Raw genomic sequence first — 16,653 nt, 5'->3', positions numbered from 1 at the left:
AAGCAACACAGCCCGGACACCGAGCGGGCCGATGACCGATGCGATGGAGCATCATCGCGACAACGATCCCTCGCCAGGCGACCGCCGGCCCGCCCGCCGACCCGCGCCAGGGGTGCCGGGCATGGTGCCCGTGGCCGATAAGCTCACCAGCCTGGCCCACGACCTGAACAACCTCCTCGACGGCTCGATGCGGCAGCTTGCCCTGGCGCGGCAATCGCTCGACGCCGAGCTGAGCGAGGCCGCCGCCCGCGAGCTCGACACCGTCCGCCAGCAGGTGAACACGGCCTACCAGGCCATGGAACGCATGTGCGACATCCTGCACGCCACGCTCAGCGGGGCTCCCGGGGGGGCCGGTTCGCCCACGGTGGCCCGGGGCACGCCCATCTCGCTGGCCGAGGCCGCCGAGCATGCCCTCGCCGTGGTCGGGCCGCTGGCGGCCGAGGCCCTGGCGACCCTCGACGGCCAGCTCGAAGCCGGTGCCGAGGACCTTCCCGCGGGCCCGATCTACCCGCTCATACTGAATGGCCTGCGCAACGCCATCGAAGCGGTCGAGCGTTCCGGCAAGCCCGGCACCGTGACCCTGAAGCTCACCCTCGAACAGCACGAGGACGACGGCCCCCAGGTCGTCCTGGAGATCCGCGATACCGGGCCGGGCCTCGATCTGGATCTTTCGGCCGGGCGGTTGTTCGAGCCTGGCGTGACCAGCAAGTCCAAGGGCTTCGGCCTCGGACTGGCCATCAGCGCCGAGGTGGCACGCGACATGGGCGGCACGCTCGAGCTGACGCCCTCGCGCGAGGGCGGTGCGGTGCTTCGCGCCCGCTACCCGGTGCCGCAAGACCGCGGCGCACAGAGCATCGGATGAGCCCGATGGCCACGGAAACCAAGACCCGTTCCCCGAGCAAGAACACCGGCACGCACAAGGTGCTGGTGATCGACGACGATCCGATCATCGCCGAGAGCCTGGCCGAGTTCCTCGTGCGCGAGGGCTACGAGGCGGCCACCGCCTTCGATGCGGCAGAGGCCATGGAAGCGTTGGCTAAGGCCGAGCAGCACACCGACGGCCCCAGCCGCGTGCCGCACCCGTATGACCTGGCGATATGCGACGTCTCGATGCCGGGCATGGGCGGCATGGACCTGCTCGCGCACATCCAGAAGGAGCACGACGCCGCGGTCATCATGCTGACGGGCTATGGCACGATCGAATCGGCCGTCGAGGCGCTCCGGCTGGGTGCGAGCGACTATCTCACCAAGCCCGTGGTCGACAGCGAGCTGCGCGTCTCGCTCGAGCGCGCCCTGGGGCAGCACAAGCTGCTCAGCGAGAATCGTCGCCTCAAGCAGCAGCTCGCGGGCCGGTACGGGCTGGAAGGGATCATTGGTCGCGACCACCGCGTGCAGCGCATCTTCGAGCTGATCGAGGCCGTCGCCCCGAGCCGGACGACCGTGCTCATGACCGGCGAGAGCGGCGTGGGCAAGAGCCTCATCGCCCGCGCCATCCACCAGAACAGCCCGCGACGCAACGAGCCCTTCGTCGAGATCTCCTGCGGGTCGATCCCCGAGACCCTGCTGGAAAGCGAACTGTTCGGCCATGTGAAGGGCGCGTTCACGGGCGCGTACGCCGACAAGGCGGGGCGCTTCCTCGCGGCCGACGGCGGCACGTTATTTCTCGACGAGATCAACAGCGCCAGCCCGGCCATGCAGCTCAAGCTGCTGCGCGTGCTGCAGGAGCGCCGCTTCGAGCCGGTTGGCACGAACGAAACGATCGAGGTCGACACGCGCGTCGTGCTGGCGAGCAACCAGGACCTCGAAGCCCTGGTGGCCGATGGCAAGTTCCGGCAAGACCTCTACTACCGCATCAACGTCGTCAAGATCGAGATCCCCCCGCTGCGTGATCGCGTGAACGACGTGCCGATGCTGGCCGATCACTTCCTGAAGCAGCATTCGGAAGAACTCGGCAAGACGCTCCTCGGCTTTGCCGACGAGGCGCTCGACGCGCTGCGGCGCTACAGCTATCCGGGCAACGTTCGCGAGCTGCAGAACATCGTGGAACGCGCGGCCGTGCTGACACGCACGCCGACCATCACGCTGCAGGACCTGCCGCCCCAGGTCATCGAGAACGGCACCGGCCTGCTTACGGTGGCCTCGTCGCAAGAGCCCGAGCCCCAGGCCGAGACGCCGTGGGTGCCCACGCCGCTGGCCGACGCGCTGCGTGAGCCCGAGAAGCGGATCATCCGCAAGGCCCTCAAGGCCAACGACTGGAATCGCCAGGCCACGGCCGACGACCTGGACATCAACCGCACGACGCTGTACAAGAAGATGAAGGCCCTCGGGCTCGATGGTCCCGAAGACTGACCGGCCCGGGCCCATACACTGGGCCATGCGAATCGCGACCTGGAACATCAACGGCATCCGCTCGGCCTGGAAGAAGGGCCTGGGCGACATGCTCGACGCTATCGATGCCGACGTGGTGCTGCTGCAAGAGGTGCGAGCGTTTCAGGAGCAGGCACCCGAGCCGCTCATCCATGCGGGCAAGTACCATGTCGTCTGGAATCCAGCCGCACGTGCGGGCTACTCGGGCACGGCCATGCTGTCGAAACGCAAGCCAAAGGCCGTGACCTTTGGTCTTGCCAACGCCAAGCCCGATGACGACGACGAGGGCCGTCTTATCACGGCTGATCTGGGCGGCTTGTTCGTTGCCAGTGTCTACATGCCCTCGGGTTCGTCGGGCGAGCATCGGCAGGCGGTCAAAGAGCAATGGATGCCCGAGTTCAGCAAGTGGGTGCAGCCGCTGAAGCGGAAGCGCACGCCGGTGCTGTTGGGTGGCGACTTCAACGTGGCCCACACCGAGCGTGACATCTTCTACGCCAAGGGCAACCAGAAGAACAGCGGCTTTCTGCCCCACGAGCGGGAGTGGATCGGCGGCATCTTCGACTCGGGGTGGCACGACGTCATCCGCGAGAAGCACGGCGAGACCGATGGCCCATACACATGGTGGAGCAATCGGGGGCAGGCCCGCACCCTCGATCGAGGATGGCGCATCGATTACTTAATGGCCAACCCGGCCGCCAAAAAGGTCATGAAGGATTGCTGGGTCGACCGCGAAGCTGCCGATGGCATCTCCGACCACGCGCCCGTGGTAGCAGAACTGGACCTGCCCAAGGCATAGCAAGGGCCGAGAGGAACCACCGCATGAAGGCCACCCTGGACGGCCAGAGCCTGACGATCGACCGCCCATCGCTGGCCGCCGCCCTCGAGGCGGGCGCGACCAGCGCCCGCGAGCAGGGCCGCATCATCGTCGAGGTCTTCCTCGACGGCCAGCCCGTGCAGGGCGAGGCCCTGGGTGAGCCAAGCGACGACGCCCTCAACGCCGAGCACGTCGAGATGACCAGCACCGATCCGACCTCGCTCGTGCGCGTGACGCTCTTCGATGCCGCCGACGCGATGGATAGCTCCCAGGAAGAGCACGCCGCGTGCGCGGAGATGATCCACCGCGGCGACATCGCCGCCGCGATGGGATCACTCGGCCAGTTGCTCTCGACGTGGCAGGCCGTGCGCGAGGCGATCGCCCAGGGCGGGGCGGCAATCGGCCAGCCGTTGTCTGACTATGCGGGCCAGGGCAAGCTCGACGAGCGCACCGAGGCGCTTTCCAAGCAACTCGACGACCTCAAGCGGGCCGTGGGCAACGACGACCTCTCGACCGTCGCCGACCTGCTCGAAGATGATCTCCGCTCCGAGGCGGGCCTCTGGGCCGACACCCTCCGGCACATCGCCGAGGGCCTGAAGCAGGACTAGCGCCGCACGATTCGCGTTATCGGCATGGGTCGTAGTGCCGGCGATGGTGGCGTGGTGGGCTGTAGTGCCGCGGCGAGTGATGCCATGAGCGGCGCCCCGAGTAATGCCCCGAGTGGTGGCTGCGGTGCCCGTAGTGGCCCCAGCTCTTGTAGACGACCACCGGGCTCTGGCGCACGTACACGGGCCGATCGACATAGACAGTCCGATCGGTGTATACCGGTCGCTCGACGATGCGCTCGGTGGTGTGGCCGTACGAGCCGCGGGTGCTATAGGCCGAGGCCCGGGCATTCTGGTCGCCGATGACCGCGCCGCCCACCCCACCGAGGATGGCTCCGGTGGTCACGCCGCGGCTGACGTCGCCGGTCACCGAGCCGATGCCCAGCCCGGCAAGGCTGCCCAGGGCCGCGCCGGAAAACGCCCCCTGCAGCCCGTTCGCGCACCCGCCCATGAGGGCGAGTGGGACGAGCGCCACCACGGCTGCCAAACCCCTACGCCAGTTGGTTTTGCGGATCATGAGACACCTCCATTGCTGAGCGCCAATGGACTTCTCGCGGAGCACACCGGCGGCACTGTCTAGTAAAGACTTACTAGCTTTAGAGCGGGCTTGTTTCACTTCGGGCGTCAAATCAAGGGTAAATCCTTATTCGGATCGCCCGAGAACGCCCCCCAACGGCGATTTCCGGGATACAATGCCCCTCAATACGCCTCCCTAGCTCAATCGGTAGAGCAGCTGACTCTTAATCAGCGGGTTATAGGTTCGAGTCCTATGGGGGGTACTTGCTGGAGTGGCTTGCGAAGCCCGATTCCGGCGTCCCGATCCACACATCGGCTTTGACTGAGGCCGCATGACTCAGCCCGCGCTTGTCGGCTGAGGCCTTATACGTAGAAACCCAAGCGCAAAGCCCCTTTCTCCCGTGTGCCGACGCTCGCGTTCATTGGGAGCGGTTTGGCCGGCCACACTCCCCTGCGAGACCGATGCCCGTGTGGGGCATGAACGCCTCGCTAGATGGGAGTGCCGCGGGATGAAGACGCTGTTGGTTTCGGGGATGGTGGCCTTGGGCATGTCCTCGGCTTGGGCGACCGCGCAGGACTTTTCGATGGAGTTCGAACGCGGGGTCGATGGGTGGCGCACCGTTGTCGACGGCGTGATGGGAGGCCTGTCGAGCGGACGCGTGTCGTCGCCGCAGCCCGGCATCATGCGGTTCAGTGGTGACCTGAGCCTCGAGAACAACGGCGGATTTAGCCAGGCCCGAACCGCCGTGGATGGCGGAGCGTTCGAGGGTGCCCAGGGCCTCGAGATCGAGGTACGCGGCGACGGCCGGACCTACAAGTTCGACGTGCGACAGTCGAACGTGCGGATGAGGGCCGGGGCGTACCAGCAGGACTTCAAGACGACCGAGGGGCAATGGGAGACCATCCGCCTGCCGCTGGAAGATTTTAGGCTCTATTCGTTCGGCCGCCTCATCTCTGGTGCGCCCGAGATCGCCCCGACACGTATCGAATCGATTGGCGTATCGCTGTCGGATAAGAATCCAGGGCCATTCCAGCTCGAGGTGAGATCGATCCGTGCCTATGGATCGGAATCGCGGCCCTCTGGCCAGACCGCCGCGCGGGACCTCGGAACAGTTGCTTCGCGGGCGGGCCTGACGACGCTCCTGCGACTGGTGGAGGCGGCCGAGCTATCGCTGCCCGACGAGCCGGTGACGATCTTCGCGCCGACGAACGACGCGTTCGCAGCACTGCCGACCGAGCAGGTCGAGGCGCTGCTGAAGCCCGAGGCTCGTGAGACGCTCCGTGCCATCCTTGCCTACCACATCGCCCCGGGCGCGTTGTCGTCGTCTGAGGTGCTCTCCAGGCGGTCCATCGGGACGCTGAATGGACAGAGCGTGGCGATCGGTGCCAAGGGCGGCGCCATGGTGGCCGACGCTGGGATCGTTGCCACGGATGTTTCATTCGATGGTGGCGTCGTCCATGTCATCGATGGCGTGCTGATGCCCGAGCTGCGTTCGATCACGGCGATCGCATCAGAGACCGATGACCTGAGCACGCTCGTCGCGGCCGTCAAGGCGGCGGGCCTGGCCGATCAACTTGGCCCAGAGAACGGTCCGTGGACGGTGTTTGCGCCCGTGAACAGCGCCTTTGAGGCGTTGCCCGATGGAACGGTTGATGCACTGCTCAAGCCGGCAAATCGCGAGCAGCTCATCAGCATCCTGGCGTTGCACGTCGTGCCCGGGCGACTCGAGGCTCGGGACCTGCTCGGCGCAAGCAAGACGCAAACGCTGACGGGCGAGGTCATTGGCTTCGGGATCGACCAGGGCACGCTCAGCGTCAACGGTGCCTCGATCATCGCTAGTGATATCCAGGCTGGCAACGGCGTCGTACACCTGATCGACGCCGTCCTGCTGCCGTCGACGCGCGAGCCCAGGCGTGCAACGGCTCGGTCGTTCAACGCAGGGGCCGCCCGGCTGTACGACTTGGCCGTCGAGCGTGGCGTTCCGCTGTTCAACGCGGGCCAGCATGCCGCGTGTGCCGCGATCTACGAGGTGACGATCGAGTCGATGCTGCTGCTGGGTCGCGACCGGTTGGGCGCTCGCGTCGTTGAACGTCTCGAGCAGAGTCTCGCGGAGGCCGAGCGGGAGCCGCAGGCCTTCGAAAAGGCGTGGATCTATCGCCGGGCGTTGGACATGGCCTACCAAAGCTTTGTCAACGCTGAAACTCGTAACGCCTCCCGGTAACGATCATTGGCTGGCCTTGCGGTTCTTCTGACCCCAGCGCCAAGCGTCAATGCTGTAGAGTACGAGCGCGGTCCAGATGAGCCCGAACGCGACGAGTGTGACCGCATCGAGCTTCTCGCCGTAGATGATCGAGAGCACGAACTGGCCCGTGGGCGCGAGATATTGCAGCATGCCAAGCGTGGCTAATCTCAGTCGATGCGCGGCGGCGGCGAAGGCGACCAGCGGCACGGCCACCATCACGCCGCTGAGGGCCATGAGCACCGTTCGCATGGGCGGGCCTTCGCCGATCTCGGCCCGGCCCGAGTGCAGCAGCCACGCGTACAGGCCGACGGCGATCGGCAGCAGCACGAGCATCTCGACGCACAGGCCCGGGGCGGGCTTGGTCTGGGCCCGCTTGCGCACGAGGCCGTAGAAGCCGAAGCTCAGCGCGAGCGTGACGGAGATCCAGGGGAGACCGCCGCGGTGCCAGGTCAGGATCACGACGGCCAAGACCGCCAGCATAATGGCCGCCGTCTGCGCGCGGCGGGGGCGCTCGCCGAGCAAGATCACGCCCAGCGCGATCGACACCAGCGGCGTGATGTAGTACCCCAGGCTCGCGTCGATGAGCCGGTCGGTCGCGACAGAGTAGATGAACACGAACCAGTTGCACGCGATCAGGGCCGAGCTGAGCAGCAGCACGCGGAGTCGCTTGGGCTCGAAGAGCGCGGCTTTCAGTTGCCCGAACTGGCCGATCGCCAGGAGGAGCAGCAGCAGCACGGGGATGCCGAAGACCACGCGCTGGGAGACGAGTTCGACGGCTGACGTTGCCCAGTCCCCGCGGCTCAGAGCGCGAAGGTAGATGGGCACGATGCTGCCCCACCAGACGTAGGCGATCAGGCCAAACCCAACGCCCGCAGCCGGGCTGGCCGGGGGCTGGAGCGACGGGGGTTGGGTGGTGCCGGCCATGAAGGGCGAGCGTAGCGGGGCTGCCGTGTACCCCGGGGTGTTCCCCTCGGAGTTGTTTCCCCCAAGGCTCGTCCTATGCTGATTCCATGCCCTTAATTGTCACCGGAACCATCGGAATCGACACCGTCTACACCCCCGACCACGGCCATCGGGAGAACGTGCTGGGCGGTTCGTGTACCTACTTCGCCGCCGCCGCGTCCTTCTACTGCGAGCCCATCCGCATCGTGGCGGCCGTGGGAGAGGACTTCCCCGACGAGCTCCGCAAGACCATGGAGCAGTTCAAGGGCGTCGACCACAGCGGGCTGGAGGTCCGCAAGGGCTCCAAGACCTTCCGCTGGGGCGGCAAGTACATGGAGAACATGGACCAGCGTGAGACGCTCTACACCGACCTGGGCGTGGTGGCCGAAGAGCCGCCGACGGTGCCCGAGGCCTTCCGCGACAGCAAGTATGTGTTCCTGGCCAACACGCACCCGTCGGTGCAACTCGGCCTGCTCGAACAGCTCTCGCAACGAAAGCTGGCCGTCGCCGATACGATGGACCTGTGGATCGACACCGCCAAGCCCGAGCTCATGCAGCTCTGCGAGCAGATCGACGGGCTGGTGCTGAACTTCGACGAGGCCGAGCAGCTCACCGGCAAGCGCAACTCGGTGACGGCCGCCCGGCACATCCTGGAGATGGGCCCCAAGTTCGTGGTCATCAAGAAGGGCGAGCACGGCTGCATCATCGTGCATAAGGACGGCATCGCCGCCCTGCCGGCCTACCCGACCGAGGACGTGGTCGATCCCACCGGCGCGGGCGACAGCTTCGCCGGCGGCATGATGGGCTCGCTGGCGCGCGAGGGCGACACGGGCGTCGACCCGACCTCGTTCGCGGCCATCCACCGGGCGGTCGCGCACGGCACGATCGTGGCAAGCTTTAACATCGAGTCGTTCAGCCTCGATCGTTTGGCCACGCTCACGACCCAGGACCTCGACATGCGATTCGACGAGTTCAGTCGCATGGTTCGCGTCGACTGACAATCCATGTCCACAGATAAGAACCAGCCCGATCCGCGGTACCTCGAGCCCTACCGCGAGGCGGTCCGCACGCACGGGCCGGGGTTTGAGGCCCTGCTGTGGCGCAGCCAGGAGTACCAGGTCAAGCGTTTCGAAGTGCTGACGCAGGCGTGCCGGCCAAAGAACAAGGTGATTGCGGACCTTGGCGCGGGGCGTGGCGACCTGCTCGAATACCTGCAAGCCATCGACCAGGCACCTTCCAGGTACGTGGGTGTCGAGGGCATCTCGGAGCTGGTCGAGCCCGCGCAGAAGCGGTTCCCAGAGAGCCAATGGGTCATCGCCGACTTTGTGAGCGACAAGGGGCTCTTTGATCGGCTTGTACGCGATTTTGGTGCGAGCGCGGTCGTCTTTAGTGGCTCGCTCAACACCCTCGACGAGCGCACGGCCATGGTCGTGCTCGATCGCGCCTGGGACGCGTTGCATCGGCTGGAGGGTGCGGTGCTGGCCTTCAACTTTCTGAGTTCGGCCGGCCGCAAGCGTCGTGAATCGACCGGCCCGGCCAACCGCTTCCACAGCGGCAACGTGTTCAAGTGGGCCCAGCGCGCCAGTGGGAACATGCTGTTCCGGCAGGATTACCTGGGCCCGCACGATGCGACGGTCGCGGTGTACGCGACCGCGCCGGAGGTTGGTAGGTAAGCACGGTGCATAAACAAGCCCCTCGCGCGAGCGAGGGGCATAGACGATCGAATAACCTCTCCCCTCGCTCGCGCGAGGGGTTTGTAAGAGAGACTTACTCCCCGAGGTCGGGCCACAAGTCCGCGAGGTCGGTCGAGATGGGCCGGCGGATGCCGTTCTCGTTGAGGACGTCCTCGATCGAGCCCAGGATGTCGGTACGCTTGTACACCAGCCGGTCGGCGCCGCGGTCGTAGAACTCGAACGTGATGAATTCCTCGGAGGACTGGGCCAGTTCCTTGAGCGTCTTGACGCAGTGCTCCAGGCTGGTGATCGTCGTGTCGTTGATGCTCTTGAGCGTCGAGAACGGCGGGATCTCGTAGGCCAGGTTCACACGGTGGTTCAGAAGCCCGCCGGCCAGGATGACGTACTCCTGAACCTCCGCGTCTTCGTCCTTGCCCTTGTAAGCCCGCGACACGATCGGGCTCCGCCGCGCCGCCATGCGGCCCAGGTCGAGGCCGTATACGTGGGCCTGATACACCGGCGTGAAGACGAGCGGGCCGAACACCATGTAGCTGGGGTAGGTGTTGTCCAGGCCCTCGAAGAAGTCGTCATCGCCGCGCACGACGGGCGAGCGGACCTCGATCTCTTCGCCGTCACGCAGCACGCCCAGGGTGATGGTGTCGTCATCGTTCAGCCCGTGATGCACGAAGTACTCAAAGTACAGGCGAAGGTCGCCCGTCAGGCTGGCGAGCCCCTGGCTATCAACGCTGCGACCGGCGATGCTTGTGATCACGTCCCACGACTTGAGGGGGTGGCCCTCGATCGCGCCCGCCACGACCATGCCGTCGAGTTGCGGGGTCAAACCCAGCTTGGCGCGCACGCCGGGGTTCCGGGTGTTGTCGAAGGTCTCACGGAGGAAGGCACGGCCATCGATCTCTCCGTCCTCGATATCGTCGAGAAACAGGCGGATCTCTTCATTGGGAATGATGTAGCCGATGTTGTCGGCCTGCGATATGCCGCTAAATGTCAGGCCGACGACCTCGCCGTTGACGGTGACCGGCCCACCCGAGTTTCCCGGGTTGAGCGCGGCGTCGACCTGGATGCGCAAGCCCAGCGTGCCGGCGCTGTAGCCGACGAATTCGATGCGCGAGACGATGCCCTCGGTGATCGAGAGTTCCTCGCCGCCCATCGGGTAGCCCAGGGCGTTGGCCTTGTCGCCGATGTCGGGCAGGTTCGACGACAGCGCCGCCATGGGCACGCCGTCGATCGCGCCGGGATCTTCCAGTTCGAGCAGCGCGAGGTCGATGCCCGTGTTGCGGGCGATGACCCTGGCCGCCAGCCGCTGGCTGGTGAGGTAGGGCTGCACGAAGATCTGCTGGCCGTACTCGACCACGTGGGCGTTGGTCAGGATGCGTCCGCCGTCGATCACCAGGCCCGAGCCGGTCGAGTCGGCCGCCTGCTGGCGCGTCCAGGGGCGGGTGAGGTCCGGGCCGCGAGAAGTCGTGAAGATCTTGACGGTCGACTCGCGGATGTCAGCCGGGACCGTCTCGGGCTGGGTCTCGAGCACCAGCGTGCCGGACGGGTCGTCTTGGGCGGCCGCCGGGGTCAGCCCGACGGCCAGCGCGGCGAGGACGCACGAGCCGGCTTGGAGGGTCCGGATAAAGCGAATGCTTGTCTTCTTCACGTCATTCTCCTGGGCCGATTCGTTTGGTCTGGCGGGTCTGTAGGGCCTGGTCGGTCTGGCTCGGGCCCCAACAGCGTAGAGCCCGCCGCCGACCCCGGCAGACACGCCCGCCACACGCTAACATCGGCTCCCATGGCCACCATCATCGTTCTTCAGGACGGACAACATCTCGGGCCGGCTCGCTTGGGGGTCACCCTGCGCGACCACGGCTTCAAGCTCGACTACCGCCGCATCGACCAGGACGGCGAGGCAGCGGTGCCCCCCGATATGGACGGTGCCCAGGGCCTGATTGTTCTCGGGAGCCCCGCCGCACCTACCGAAGATCTGCCCTGGATTACCAAGACCATGGATCTGATCCGTCTGGCCCACGAGGCCGAGATGCCGGTCATCGGGCTATGCATGGGCCACCAACTCATCGCCCGCGCATTGGGCGGCGAGGTCGAGAAGCTGCCCACAATGGCCCTCGGGTTCGAGCCCGTCGAAATGACCGTGGTCGGGCAGACCGAGACCATGCTGGCGGGCATGCCGTGGAACGTGCCCATGTTTCAGAGCCACGAGAACCACGTCTCGAAGGCGCCCCCCGGCGCGACGGTGCTGGCCAAGAGCGAGACCACGCCGGTTGAGTGCTTCAAGGCTGGCATCCGCACCTACGGCTTCCAGTACCACTTCGAGTTTGATCGCCCGGGCATCACCCGGCACCTCTCGTCGCTCAAGAAGACGCATAGCGATCTGCCCCTGACGCTCGACCAGCTCGAGGGCGAGTTGAACGAGCACTACGCGCTGTTCGCGCGGGCGTGCGATCGGCTGTGTCTCAACATCGCCTCCTTCGCGGTGCCGTTCGACCGTCTGCTGGCGGTGTAGGCGTGGCGGCTCTCTCGACGACTTCCAGGCCCACACGCCTGCGGATCAACGCCCCGGCAGATTTCGATCTGGCCCGCGACGCGTGCTCGTATGGCTACTTCCTGCTCGAGCCCTACGAGTGGTATCCCGATTCCTCCGTCTATGCTGCCGCCCTGGCGCTCGAGGACGGTGGTGCCCGCGTGGTCATCCGCCAGCAGCGCGTGGGCATGCACCTGACCGTGACCGCCGATCGCTCGCTGACGCGCAGCGAGTGCGCCCAGGCCCGGGCCATGGTCACCCGCATCCTCCGGCTCGATGAGAGCGCCGACGATATCGCCGCGTTCCACGCCGTCGACGACCGGTGGCGCTTCAGCGGCCGCGGCCGGCTCATGCGCTCGGCTACGCTGTTCGAGGACATGGCCAAGACCATCACGAGCTGCAACGTGCAGTGGCCGGGCACGATCGACATGAACGCGGCGCTGTGTGCGCGTGTGGGCTCGCCAACGCCAAGCGGTATCCACGCCTTCCCCACGCCCGAGCAACTCTCTCGCAAGAAGGCCACCTGGCTGCGATCACGCAGCCGCGTAGGCTATCGGGACCAGCGTTTGATCGATCTCGCGAGGCTGTTCCACAAGGGCCAGGTTCCCCAGGCCTGGCTCGAAGACCCGCAGACGCCCGACGAGGAGGTCCGCCAGTTCCTGCTCGACCTGCCGGGCATCGGGCCATATGCCGCCCACAACATCATGCAATTGCTGGGCCGGTACGGCTTCCTGCCGCTGGACACCGAGAGCGTGAGGCATGGCCGAAGCGTGCTGGGCTTCGACGGCACCGACCGCGAGGTGCTCAAGCTGGTGACGGCGCATTACGAGCGTTTCGGCATCGGCCAGGGCGGGCAGGCCTTCCGCAGCTACTGGCTCGACATGTGGATGGACTACGAGACCAGCCGCGGCCCGGCCCACACGTGGGACAAGCGTACGACCGGGCGCTCGTTCACGGCCGCCCAGCTCAAGAAGCCGGCGACCTCACCCCGCAAGCGCAAGCAGGGGTCGTCTTAGAAGCACCCAGCGTCGAACGCGTTGGAGTACGCCAGGAAGTCGAACAGATCGAACACGCCGTCGCGGTTGAAGTCGCCGGCCTGGGCTTGGGCGTCCCATGCGGTTTGGAATGCCAGGAAGTCGAACAGCGTCAGTTCGCCGTCGAGGTCGACATCGGCGGCGCAGGGCGTGCATGCCAGCCGTGCGTCGAGCGCGGCGTCCTGGATCGCGGTGATGTCGGCTTCGAGATCCGAGAACGCGTCCTCGATCATGAACACGCCGCCCAGGACGGCCTCGCCCGTGCTATCGAGCTCGATCCACGGTGTGTATCCGAACGCGCCGGGGCTGTCGATGCGGCGTGTGCCGTCGGGCCTGGTTTGCACCCACGCGCCAAGCCCGTAGTGATCGTCAGGCGTCGAAGCCGGCGTGCAGCGGATGGGCAGGCCGACGGTCATGTCGGTGAACATCAACTCGACGGACGCGGGCTCGATGATCCGCGCGCCTCGATACTCGCCGCCGTTCATGAGCATTCGGATGACGCGTGCGTAATCACCGAGGCTGCTCTCGGCCCCGCCGGCGATGAGCGGGTTGTCCGACACGTACAGCCCGTCGTAGTTGGTCGAGGTGAGCCCGAGCGGCATCGCCACGCGCTCGGCGAACAGCGTGTCCCAATCGGTGCCGGTGAGCACCTCGCACACGCGGCCGGCCACGTGCATGCTCACCTGTCCATAACAGAAGTCGGTGCCCGGCGTGGCTTCGAGTGGTGTGAAGAGCGCGATACGCGACACAGCCTGGGCCAGCGTGATCGTCGGATCGAACGCGAAGATGCTGTTGCTGGGCAGCCCCGACGTGTGGCTGAACATCTGCCGCACGGTCATCGTGCCCTTGGCGCCTCGAAACTCGGGCAGATACGTCGAGACCGGTGCGTCGAGGTCGAGGCCGTCTTGCTCGACGCACGTCATGATGACGATCGCTGAGAGAAGTTTCGTGGCGCTGGCGATGGGAACGACTGTGCCCGGCCCGTAATCGCCGTAGAAGCTCTCCAGGCTGGTGCCGGGGATGAGCGGGTCTTCCAATCGCAGGCTCGCACCGTCGAGCAGGGGGCGATCATCAACGATCATGGCGGCGATGGTGTTGGCCTGGGTGTAATCGCACTGACCCCAGCACGATGGAGCGAGGGCGGCAAGCGTCGTCAGCGAGAGTGCCAAGCGCATTCGTGAGTCTCCCCTCATGACCATCCGAAGCCCACCGTGGCGTTACAATACTACACCAGGAACGAGCAAGCCCCAGGGGTATTGCCCACAGAAATCACCCGGCCCAAGGCCGTCCAGTGGCACAGGAGAGCGATATGAGCGAAGGCAGCAACCCCGAGATCGATGCCAAGATCATCTCAGGCCTGAACAGCCTGCTGGCCGATGCGGCCGTCTTCCGCTATAAGCTCCAGAATTACCACTGGAACGTTCGCGGCCGCCAGTTCTTCGAATTGCACGAGCAGTTCGAGGAGCTCTACACCGCCTGGACGACGCACCTGGACGACATCGCCGAGCGTGTGCGCGCGAAGGAGGCCACGCCCCTGCCCACGCTGGCACGCTGTTTGGAGCACACGCGCATCGCCGAGGAAGAAGGCTCGCCCGACGAGAAGCGGATGATCGAGAACGTCGTGGCCGACCTGCTGAGCATCCACCGGGAGGTGCGTGACGTCATCGAGGACGCCGAGGACGCGGGCGATCGCACGACGGTGAACATCCTCGACGCCATCGGCGACGAGATCGAGAAGAAGGTGTGGATGCTGCGCGCTTGGCACCAGGGCGGATGAGGGCTTAGCGCGGGTCGTTCACCCAGCCGTAGCGGTACTCGCTGCTGAACGTCATGGCGCGCCAGCGGCCGCCACGGGCGCTCAGGTAGAAGTGGGCTGCTGTCAGGTCGCTCACTTCCAGGCCATCGGGCGAGTCGTCGGCCGGCGGGGCTGTGCCCGCGGCGTGGCCATCAAGAAAGGCCATGATCGACCTGCCCGTGCCCCCGCCCCCGTCGTGGCGGCGGTCGAGCTGGTCGAAGCCCTTGAAGGTGAGCATCTCGTCGTTGGCGTGGTAGAACGCGGGGTTCTCCTCGACGAAGATCGGCACGCCGGGCAGGTTCTCCAGCGCGGTCTCGTCTTCCAGCCACACGCCGCCGCTCCAGCCGCGATCGGTGGGGTTAGCGTAATAGGCGAACTGGGTATGAAGCCCGAGCCGCGCCCCCTCGACTTGATGCACGAACGCGAAGTCGCTATCGACCTCGGCGTGGGCGTACAGGCCCGGAGGAGGCGTTGGGGCGTGGCCACCGGAGGCACGCGCCGGCAGGCGCCGGCCATTCACCGCGCATTCGAGAATGCCGTCGTTGGTGAGATACCCACCCTCGATGAGCACGCCGGGGATCGCGGTGTCGCCTTCGATGGTCTTGAGCCAGTCCTGAGCTGTCCAGATTCGGTCCTTGGAGTCGTTGGCGTAGAGGTTGGCGACGGTTGAGAGCTGGCCCATGCGCTGCAGCGTGATGGTGCTGCGGGCGCTCTGGCGGGCGCTGGCGATCGCCGGCATGGTGAGGGCGGCCACCACGGCGATAATGCCGATGACGACCAATAACTCGATGAGCGTGAACCCGGCTCGTTCCGGGCGTCGGCAATGGGGCATCGGCGGCTCCGCTGGCTGTGCCCACCGCCCGGCCCCTGCGCCAGGCGGTGACTAAGCCCCAGACTTCGACCGTTCCTGAAGCCAACTTCATGCCCCTTTGTCCCCTTGGCCGGATCCTCACAATCTGCCCGCGTTGGCGGTACGATCGCTGCGATGCCCCCCGCCGCCGAGCACGCCCACGACACTCCCAACCCCCTGGCCATGACCAGCCAGGAGTGGGTCGACGCCGTGGGGCCACGGGTGAAGGGCCGGAGGTTATGGGCCCTGCGGGCGTACAAGGCGTTCATGCGGGAAGGCCGCACCGACGACCCGGTCTTCGGCCAGGTGGGCGCGCCGCGCGTGGGCCCGGTGCTGCGGCGAGAGAGCGAGGACACCCCCGAGGGGGTCATCACCAAGTTCGTGCAGGAGCTCGACATCGAGCGGCAGGGCGTGAAGCTCGAGTCCGAATCGGTGGTGATCCCCATGATTGGGCGGAAGGGCAGGCTGGCCCACTCGCTGTGCGTGAGCAGCCAGGTGGGCTGCGCGATGGGCTGCGGCTTCTGCGAGACCGCGCAGATGGGGCTCATGGCCTCGCTCACGCCAGCCCAGATCGTCGGCCAGTGGCACGCGGCGCGGCATCAGCTCGGAGCCTCGCCCGCCAATCTCGTGTTCATGGGCATGGGCGAGCCGCTGGACAACACCGACTCGGTGCTCAAGGCCATCGAGATCCTGACCGATCGCTCGGGGCCCGAGCTTGCGATGAGCAAGGTGACGGTGTCGACGGTGGGGCGGCTCGACGGGCTGGCACGGCTGAGGGAGGCGGTGCTGCAACCCGGCTGGCACCGGCTTGGCGTGTCGATCAGCCTGAACGCGCCTAACGACGAGATCCGCAACCAGATCATGCCCATCAACCGGGCCATGCCAATGGGCCAGCTCCGCGACGCCCTGCTGGACTTTCCAAACGGCACGGGCAAGCCCTACCTGATCGCGTACGTGCTGATCCCCGGATTGAACGACGCGATGGAGCACGCCGACGAGCTGGCCGAGTGGGTCTCGCCGTTGCGGTGCATGCTCAACGTGATCCCGTACAACCCCAGGCGTGACAGCCCGTGGCCCGCGCCAGATGAGGCCGATGTCGATCGGTTCGTCGAGCGGCTGAGTTCGCGCGGCGTGTTCGTCAAGCGGCGTCGCACTAAGGGGCGGGGCACCATGGCCGCGTGCGGGCAGCTTGGGAACCCGGCGATCCGACGCCGGCGGGTTGTGGGGCCCATGACACCACTCACGCCGATCACCATCGGCGGCGGACGCTAA

16 protein-coding genes and 1 tRNA gene are annotated in these 16,653 nt (G+C 66.4%); 12 read left to right on the top strand and 5 right to left on the bottom strand.

All coding sequences use genetic code 11. The features are described 5' to 3' along the window. The first annotated feature begins 31 nt into the window (after positions 1 to 31). From NCW75_12460 to NCW75_12445, 4 genes are read left to right on the top strand one after another with little or no spacing between them, the layout of a single operon-like run. The gene (locus NCW75_12460; protein UYV12102.1) at positions 32 to 862 is read left to right on the top strand and encodes a sensor histidine kinase; all 831 of its coding nucleotides are present in this window, start codon (positions 32 to 34) and stop codon (positions 860 to 862) included. Positions 863 to 867: 5 nt separating this feature from the next. Then, positions 868 to 2,349, top strand: a complete 1,482-nt coding sequence (locus tag NCW75_12455) for a sigma-54 dependent transcriptional regulator (GenBank protein ID UYV12101.1) — start codon at positions 868 to 870, stop codon at positions 2,347 to 2,349. Positions 2,350 to 2,374: 25 nt separating this feature from the next. After that, the gene (locus NCW75_12450; GenBank protein ID UYV12100.1) at positions 2,375 to 3,163 is read left to right on the top strand and encodes an exodeoxyribonuclease III; all 789 of its coding nucleotides are present in this window, start codon (positions 2,375 to 2,377) and stop codon (positions 3,161 to 3,163) included. A gap of 23 nt (positions 3,164 to 3,186) precedes the next feature. Further along, entirely contained in the window at positions 3,187 to 3,789 is a 603-nt protein-coding gene (locus NCW75_12445) for a hypothetical protein (GenBank protein UYV12099.1), read from the top strand. 16 nt (positions 3,790 to 3,805) lie between these two features. On the opposite strand, the gene NCW75_12440 is transcribed toward NCW75_12445, so the two are convergent. Next, positions 3,806 to 4,303 (bottom strand): glycine zipper domain-containing protein, encoded by a 498-nt coding sequence (locus NCW75_12440; GenBank protein ID UYV12098.1) that lies wholly within the window; start codon positions 4,301 to 4,303, stop codon positions 3,806 to 3,808. 189 nt (positions 4,304 to 4,492) lie between these two features. On the opposite strand from NCW75_12440, the gene NCW75_12435 reads away from it, so the two are divergent. Together NCW75_12435 and NCW75_12430 are read left to right on the top strand one after the other, a co-directional pair. Next, positions 4,493 to 4,565, top strand: a tRNA-Lys gene (locus NCW75_12435). 246 nt (positions 4,566 to 4,811) lie between these two features. Further along, positions 4,812 to 6,524 carry a CIA30 family protein gene (locus tag NCW75_12430; GenBank protein UYV12097.1) on the top strand — a complete coding sequence of 571 codons (1,713 nt, stop codon included), beginning with the start codon at positions 4,812 to 4,814 and terminating at the stop codon, positions 6,522 to 6,524. 3 nt (positions 6,525 to 6,527) lie between these two features. Here NCW75_12430 and rarD read toward each other — a convergent pair whose 3' ends face one another. Then, on the bottom strand, positions 6,528 to 7,469 hold the full coding sequence (gene rarD / locus NCW75_12425; protein UYV12096.1) for an EamA family transporter RarD: 942 nt from the start codon (positions 7,467 to 7,469) through the stop codon (positions 6,528 to 6,530). An 86-nt stretch (positions 7,470 to 7,555) separates the two neighbouring features. On the opposite strand from rarD, the gene NCW75_12420 reads away from it, so the two are divergent. Both NCW75_12420 and NCW75_12415 read left to right on the top strand, forming a co-directional pair. Then, positions 7,556 to 8,485: a PfkB family carbohydrate kinase gene (locus tag NCW75_12420; protein ID UYV12095.1), complete on the top strand. Its 930-nt coding sequence runs from the start codon at positions 7,556 to 7,558 to the stop codon at positions 8,483 to 8,485. Between the two features lie 6 nt (positions 8,486 to 8,491). Continuing rightward, a complete protein-coding gene (locus NCW75_12415; GenBank protein ID UYV12094.1) occupies positions 8,492 to 9,160 on the top strand; it encodes a hypothetical protein in 669 nt (222 codons plus the stop codon). A 94-nt stretch (positions 9,161 to 9,254) separates the two neighbouring features. On the opposite strand, the gene NCW75_12410 is transcribed toward NCW75_12415, so the two are convergent. Beyond that, entirely contained in the window at positions 9,255 to 10,823 is a 1,569-nt protein-coding gene (locus NCW75_12410; protein UYV12093.1) for a serine protease, read from the bottom strand. 132 nt (positions 10,824 to 10,955) lie between these two features. Here NCW75_12410 and NCW75_12405 point away from each other — a divergent pair, with 132 nt between their 5' ends. Next, the gene (locus NCW75_12405) at positions 10,956 to 11,684 is read left to right on the top strand and encodes a type 1 glutamine amidotransferase (GenBank protein ID UYV12092.1); all 729 of its coding nucleotides are present in this window, start codon (positions 10,956 to 10,958) and stop codon (positions 11,682 to 11,684) included. 2 nt (positions 11,685 to 11,686) lie between these two features. Then, positions 11,687 to 12,718 carry a hypothetical protein gene (locus NCW75_12400; protein UYV12091.1) on the top strand — a complete coding sequence of 344 codons (1,032 nt, stop codon included), beginning with the start codon at positions 11,687 to 11,689 and terminating at the stop codon, positions 12,716 to 12,718. On the opposite strand, the gene NCW75_12395 is transcribed toward NCW75_12400, so the two are convergent. Next, positions 12,715 to 13,911, bottom strand: a complete 1,197-nt coding sequence (locus tag NCW75_12395) for a serine hydrolase (GenBank protein UYV12090.1) — start codon at positions 13,909 to 13,911, stop codon at positions 12,715 to 12,717. The genes NCW75_12400 and NCW75_12395 overlap by 4 nt on opposite strands. 134 nt (positions 13,912 to 14,045) lie before the next feature. Here NCW75_12395 and NCW75_12390 point away from each other — a divergent pair, with 134 nt between their 5' ends. After that, positions 14,046 to 14,513 (top strand): DNA starvation/stationary phase protection protein, encoded by a 468-nt coding sequence (locus tag NCW75_12390; protein UYV12089.1) that lies wholly within the window; start codon positions 14,046 to 14,048, stop codon positions 14,511 to 14,513. Between the two features lie 4 nt (positions 14,514 to 14,517). Here NCW75_12390 and NCW75_12385 read toward each other — a convergent pair whose 3' ends face one another. Continuing rightward, positions 14,518 to 15,363: a type II secretion system GspH family protein gene (locus tag NCW75_12385; protein ID UYV12088.1), complete on the bottom strand. Its 846-nt coding sequence runs from the start codon at positions 15,361 to 15,363 to the stop codon at positions 14,518 to 14,520. Positions 15,364 to 15,516: 153 nt separating this feature from the next. Between NCW75_12385 and NCW75_12380 the strand changes: the two genes are divergently transcribed. Then, positions 15,517 to 16,653, top strand: a complete 1,137-nt coding sequence (locus NCW75_12380; GenBank protein UYV12087.1) for a 23S rRNA (adenine(2503)-C(2))-methyltransferase RlmN — start codon at positions 15,517 to 15,519, stop codon at positions 16,651 to 16,653.

Origin of the sequence: Phycisphaera sp. (assembly GCA_025916675.1) — a bacterium.
GTDB lineage: Bacteria > Planctomycetota > Phycisphaerae > Phycisphaerales > UBA1924 > JAHCJI01.
Note: the sequence above shows the minus strand (reverse complement) of the source record. Positions and strands in the feature narration are given on the sequence as shown.